The sequence below is a fragment of the Nosocomiicoccus sp. HMSC09A07 genome, from assembly GCF_001808485.1.
Lineage (GTDB): Bacteria > Bacillota > Bacilli > Staphylococcales > Salinicoccaceae > Nosocomiicoccus > Nosocomiicoccus ampullae_A.
This window is the reverse complement of record NZ_KV793641.1, coordinates 1-6,768: the sequence shown is the minus strand read 5'-3', so window position 1 is coordinate 6,768 and position 6,768 is coordinate 1. Positions and strand designations below refer to the sequence as shown.

Annotated in this window: 5 protein-coding genes; 1 reads left to right on the top strand and 4 read right to left on the bottom strand. The window is 23.2% G+C overall.

The window, feature by feature from the left end; translation table 11 throughout:
* Nucleotides 1-232: 232 nt before the first annotated feature.
* The 4 genes from HMPREF3177_RS07270 to HMPREF3177_RS08540 all read right to left on the bottom strand — a co-directional run bounded on the left by HMPREF3177_RS07270 (nucleotide 233) and on the right by HMPREF3177_RS08540 (nucleotide 5,489).
* Nucleotides 233-1,699, bottom strand: a complete 1,467-nt coding sequence (locus HMPREF3177_RS07270) for an ATP-binding cassette domain-containing protein (RefSeq protein WP_070458272.1) — start codon at nucleotides 1,697-1,699, stop codon at nucleotides 233-235.
* 14 nt (nucleotides 1,700-1,713) lie between these two features.
* Nucleotides 1,714-2,982, bottom strand: a complete 1,269-nt coding sequence (locus HMPREF3177_RS07265) for an MFS transporter (protein ID WP_070458269.1) — start codon at nucleotides 2,980-2,982, stop codon at nucleotides 1,714-1,716.
* The gene (locus HMPREF3177_RS07260) at nucleotides 2,973-5,276 is read right to left on the bottom strand and encodes a class III lanthionine synthetase LanKC N-terminal domain-containing protein (RefSeq protein ID WP_070458266.1); all 2,304 of its coding nucleotides are present in this window, start codon (nucleotides 5,274-5,276) and stop codon (nucleotides 2,973-2,975) included. The genes HMPREF3177_RS07265 and HMPREF3177_RS07260 overlap by 10 nt, the downstream gene beginning before the upstream one ends.
* Nucleotides 5,277-5,348: 72 nt before the next feature.
* Entirely contained in the window at nucleotides 5,349-5,489 is a 141-nt protein-coding gene (locus HMPREF3177_RS08540; RefSeq protein ID WP_168161325.1) for a hypothetical protein, read from the bottom strand.
* Between the two features lie 267 nt (nucleotides 5,490-5,756).
* Here HMPREF3177_RS08540 and HMPREF3177_RS07255 point away from each other — a divergent pair, with 267 nt between their 5' ends.
* A complete protein-coding gene (locus tag HMPREF3177_RS07255) occupies nucleotides 5,757-6,533 on the top strand; it encodes a hypothetical protein (protein ID WP_070458264.1) in 777 nt (258 codons plus the stop codon).
* Nucleotides 6,534-6,768: the final 235 nt, after the last annotated feature.

Genomic DNA, 6,768 nt, shown 5'->3' with positions numbered 1-6,768 from the left:
TCATCTCTAATTCTATAAAAGAATTAGAAAAAAAAGAAGATGTACATATATTATAATATAAAATAATTTTGTTATCAATATTTACTGATTATTCTATTTCCATACCTCTACTACTCTCTAAATGTCTGTAATTTTGTAAATACTGTTTCTTACTTAATGGAATATTTTTTCTCATGTTCTTGATAAGCATGTACATTTCTTCTTACTAACTCATCATTCCAATCTTTTACATTTAATTATTTTCATACTTAACTAACTTTATTGTTTTTGTTGCCACTTCTTCTACATAATGTTCATCATGATCTATACTAATCATTGTTGGTGAAAAGTTTTGAATCATATTAATAATTTGTTGTATTACAAGCAAATCAAGATAATTTGTTATCTCATCCCAAATTAGCAATGAATTTAAAGATAGTAGTTCTTGTGCAATAAGAATCTTTTTATCTTCACCTGAACTCCATCTGCTATTATTTTTAAATTTGTTCTTATCAACACCTAATTTATATAAAATGTTGAAAAATTTTTCTAATTCCTCTTTATTAAAAGTAGAAATTATCTTTGCATAATTAAAGGTGTTCTTTATATTTTGTTCTATTATTGAAATATTTGAGGGTAGGTTAATATACGCTTCTCCTTCATATTCAAAAGATTCCTTATTTAAGATAAAGTTTAAGAGTGAAGTTTTTCCGACTCCATTATCTCCCATTAAAAAAAGTCTATCTTTTGGATATAAATCAATATTAATTGGGTGAAATAATTTTTTCCCATCCCTATATAGTGAAAAATTTCTTAGTTTTAAAATTTGGTGTCGCGCTGTTTCCATATTTATGTCTATATCTTTTGTAGTTTCAATATTATGAATTAATCTTTTCTTTTGTTCTATCTTCTCTTCTGTTCTTTTCAGTATCGCTTTAGAACGTTTCATATGTTTTGCTGCTTTCTTTTTATCAAAAGCATCTTTTGATGTTTTTTCTTTTTGTTCACCCCAATCACTAACTGTTCTAGAAACTTTTTCTAATCTTGAAATTTCATCTTTAAGCTTTTTATTTTTTTCTAGAGTAAGGTTATCATAATTATTTTTTTCATATTTCCAAGTTTCTATGTCACCTTTTATTAAGTCAATATTGTTTCTATTAAGAGATAATGTATGATCTATAAAGCTATTTAAGAAATTATAGTCATGACTGATTACTATATACCCTTTCTTCGAGTTTAAGTATTCAGCAACCAATTTTCTCCCATTTAAGTCTAAGTTATTTGTCGGTTCATCAATTAAAGGAAAAGAATTTTTATCAAGAAAAAGTTCCAATAATAAAAATTTAGTTTGCTCTCCCCCGCTCAGACTATAAAAAGATTGATATAATAAATCATCTGATAACCCCATTAAATTCATTTCTTTTAAAATAATCCATAAATCAATTGTTGGATTTTTTTCTAAAAGAAAATCAAGAGTAGTAATTTCTCTATCAATCAATGGGTAATTTGGAAAGTATTTAAAATTAACCGATGAATGAACTTTCCCCTCATAATTTAATTCATTAAGTAAAATCTTTAAAAAGGATGTCTTACCTCTACCATTTCTTCCAATTAATCCTAATTTCCAATCATCACTAATATTTAAATTTACATTATAAAATAGAGGATCTAACATATTGTTATATTGAAATGACATGTTTTTTATAATTATATTTCCCATATAACATCCTCCTATTATATATTTTCTGGAATAGTTTTATTTTTTAAGAACATATATGTGGTATACAACAATGTTGTTAATGTTACAAATAACAATAGTATCCATGCAATATTTAGAGATATTTTATTGGCAAAAAATAGAAATACTGTAGTACCAATTGGAACAGCAATCTGGATAACACTGTAAAATAAACTCATAACAGATCCTAAAGAATCTTCAGGTACAACAATCATTATATATGAGTCAATCCTTGGATTAGATAGTCCTACAAAGTAGCCAGAAAAAAAAGTTAAAATTAGTAAAATATATTTATGTGGATATAAAATAATACATAAAATTATGAATAGTGTAATAATAATGGTTATTAATATATTAGATTCAATAGATTTTCTCCTTAAAAATTTAATAGGAATTAATGCACCTAAAATCATCCCCACTGATTCAATTACTTCAAATAATGCTACTGTATAACCAAAATTTTTAAAAGTTAAACTTTCATTTTCTAAAAATGTCAAAATTAATATTGAATATTGCCCTGAACTTATAAAATTTAATAAGAGAAATAGAATAGTAAATTTAGTTATCGTTTCAAAAGATAACAATATATTTATCTTAGACTTTAAATCTTTTTTTAATGATATTTTAACATTATCATAGTTATTTTTATTATCAGCATTTTTAAAATGCAATCCTTTGTTTATATTATCTTTTAAAAAATATAATATAATAAATGAAATAATAAATATAAGAGAATTAAATATACCAAATAAATAATAGTTGTAATTTATTAACGATATAAATGAGACCCCTACTAAAGATCCTAGCAAATGTATAGAGTTTAGAACCCCTGATTGAATAGATCTAGCATTAGTAAGGTCTTTTTTAGGAACTATTGATTTAACTATAGGTAATTCAATATAGGTATTGTACACACCGATAATATCACTTATAAAATTAATTAATAATATTAATCCGAATATTAACCATGATGCATTAAAATTAACTACTACCGAAAATATTACAAATAGTACAACCTGAATCAATCTACTACAAAGTAATGCTTCAACTTTTTTGTGTGTCTTGTCAGATAAGTAACCAAAAATAAAATCTATAACAAATGGTATAGTTGAAACTATTATTATTGAACTAACTGCAAGTTCAGGATTTGGAAAATTTTGTGCATATATTATAAAAACTATATTAAATAAAGTAGTTCCAAGAATTCCAAATACGTTTGAAATCATGATAAAAGAAAATAATTTATTTCTAAAGATTATTCCCATAGGTTAATATCCCTTAAATTCATTATTTTTTCTAGAACATAATGAATGCCTCTAGTCCCATCTTCAAAGCTATTCGTTAGACTTGAAAACTCTTTATTAGGAAAATATAAAACATTATTTATATTTATAGAATAAAATTTAGTATAATAAATATATTCAATAGATTTTTCCAAATAACATTTTTTATTTAAAATATTACTTGCTATATATAGTATATAACTAATACCTGCATTACCATGCAACAATCCTGCATTTTTAGTCCAACCATCTTGAAGTAATGTTTTAATACCAGGATATATAATGTCATTTTTTAAAATAATTTTTAAATGTTTCGGAAGTTTATTAGTTTTATATAAAATTAATGCTGTATAAAGAAAACCTGATAATCCATCATCAAGATATGGGGATGAAATATTTTTCCCTACAATAACAGGAAATTCATAAAAATTTTTTTCTGGTATTTGTTTTACATAGGCATTTACATACATCAATTGATTAAATAATGAAGTATAACTGAAAGTACTTAAATCTTCTCTTATACTAAATAATAAATTAAATAATACTTTTCCTAAATAACCACTTGATATACCTAGATAATCACCTGATTTTATCAATTGTTCTTTATCGTTTATTTTTGTATAAATATAATCTACATATTCGTTTATTTCTTCTATTTCTTTATCATCAAAGATCATCATCAAAATTATTCCAAATCCTGTTATACCCTTACCAACCGTAAAATCATTTGATGTTTCTATCCATTTAATAATTCTTTCATGATTTTCTCTAACATATTTTTTAAATTTTAATTTATATGAATCTATAAATAATAACTTTATATTAGAATTATAAATACCTCCTAATGTTAGATTTTCTATATGTGGTTCTGATTTTAAAAATTGAATATTACTATTTAATAAATTGTAGTATTCAGCAATATTATCTTTGTCTATAGATACATTAAATATTTTTTTCTGATCGTTCTTAAATATTTTTATAAATTTATTTTTCCAATTATATGGTTGTCTTATTAATAAGTAAATCATATTAAACACATTGTAATCTATATGATTAAATTTACAGTATTTTTCAAATTGATTAAGTGTTGATTTTCCAGACTTATCTAATCCTATTAAGTTATTCGCAGGAAAAATGTAACTCATCAATGTATAGCCTAGTTTATGAAAATCTGAGTTATATGAGGTGAATTCATTTATAGAGTTGTCATAAAATCCTTCTGTAGAACCTATATTCTTTTTTATATTTTTTTCTTCTACAAAATAAGATGATCCAAAGTCACATACATATATATTAGAAGTTTTGCTATCAATAAGAATATTATTCGCACTTATATCATTTAAGATAATACCTTTATTGTGAATAGAGGAAATTAAATCATAAGCAGATTTTATAATATTTTTATAATTAATTAAATTTTGGTAAAAATAATCTGAACTCGCCACTGATAATGGCTTACCAGGTAAATATTCTTGAACAACATAAAAGTTCTCATCAAAATAGAAATCATCTATTAATTTAGGTGTACCTAATATATCATCAAGTCTTCTTAATATATTTAGTTCATTTTTTAAATCATCAATAGCAGTTCCCCAAAAACCTAATATATGATTTCGTGCTTCTTTTATTATTACATCAACATTATTAAATTTTGCTTTATATACATTTCCTGAAGATGATTCATGTATTGATTTATATGGTTTATAGATTTCATTTAAATATTTATAATTTGAATCTACATTCTCTTCTAAAAAATAAAAAGGATCTGTTTCAAAATATGGTACATTAAAATAGCTCCTGTTATCAGAAAGTTTATTTCCTAATGGATCTAAAATATAATCACTATCCGACTCCATAACACCATATCTATAATATATATTAGATTTCCTATATCTCCTGTCTGAAACAACATATGGTCCATCGTAAAAATGTAATTGTTCATACAATTCTTCTATGACTTTAATAAATACTTTAGTACTACTAGGATATATAGTGATAAATTTTGCAACATTTTCTTGTGGAGCATCACCTGATAAAGAATAAATTAAATCTTTATAATTATAAATATATTTAAAGTCAATTTTTTCCTTACAACAATAATTATAAACAATATCTAAAATTTCTTGATGATTTTCTAAAGTGCACGATATATGAATCTTCCATCCCTGTCTTGGAATATTATGTTGTCCACAGAGTATATAATTATAATTTGAATCTTCATATTGAATTACATTTGTATCATCAATCTTATTTGATATTAAAATTTTACCTTTCATAGAGCATCACTTCTTAGTATAAATTAATAAAGTCTATTTGAAGAGGACACTCTAAAAATAGACTTCTAAAATTTAGTTTAATTTTAAAATTACATCATTATTATCAGAAATTTTTTTCGTTGTTTTTTCAATACACTTATTACTTTTAGACCATTTCACCGTATACTTAATATCTTCCTTTGGAAGTTTTAATAGATTGCTAAAATTTTTCATTTTTTTCTACTCCTTTAAACTTATTTTTTAAATAAAACTAAGAAGGACAGTTAACCAATTAACCATGGGAATAAAACTAAAATTTCACTTATAAATTGGATCATAGATAATCACTCCTTAGTAATATTGTTCTTTAAATATAGCATTATATTTGATTTAAAATATTAAAGGTTAAAATTTAAATATATAATGTTCTTTTATAATAGCTATGTTATATTAATATATTAGGGCTTTTAAAAAACTGTTATAGAATATAAGGTGTTATCTTTGAATACATTAAAATTTTTAAGAGAAAGCAGAAATTTAAAGAAAAAAGATATTTATAACGTGGCTTCTTCAAAGTACATTTATAATAAATTAGAAGAAGATTTTAGGAATGGTATTGTGAATGATTTATTGAAATCCTTAGAATCAATGAATGTTTCGATTCAAGAATTCATTTATTTATCAAAATCTAGTCACCATCAATCTAATTATGACTTTATCAAAGATATTAAAACAATAAATATAAGTAGTAATGAAGACAAACTTCAAGAATTATTATTAAAGTATCAAAACTTAGATACAAATATTTATTATTTATTAAAGAGTATCTATTATATACATCATGATAATTTATCTAATGCACAACATTTTGCCCAATTAATTTGGAACAACTTAGAATCATACGATGATTATATTCCTACAGATATTTTTATACTAACTCATATATTCCATTTATTTCCTTTCGATCAAAGTGAAGGAATTATAAAAATAATTGAAAAAAAGTTATCTATTTACAGAGATTTTGATGATTTTTATAAAACAGAGATAATTTTTTATCTTAATGCTGGAAGATATTTAATAACGAATAATACACATAAGAGCAAGAAATATTTCACAAAGGCATTAAATTTATCTATTGAATCAGAAAATGGTAAATATGCAGGAATCTCTTATATACGACTAGGTAAATTAATTAATAATAAAAGTTATATTAAAAAAGGAATTGAATTACTAAATATATTTTCTCCTAGTTTAATAAATTTGATTATTGATGATTAAAAATTACATTTAATATTTTAATTAATTATTTGAGCAATCACTTATCACCTCTATAAATAGATGATAAGTGATTTACTATTAATTTACTTACTCCATCTCTATTCCTCGACTACTCTCTCTATTTCTATAATTTTGAAGATATTGTTGTTTGGATAGCGGTATATTACGTTCATTTTTCTTATACGGATGTCCATTTCTTCTTACTAGTTCATCATTCCAATCTTTCACATTTTCT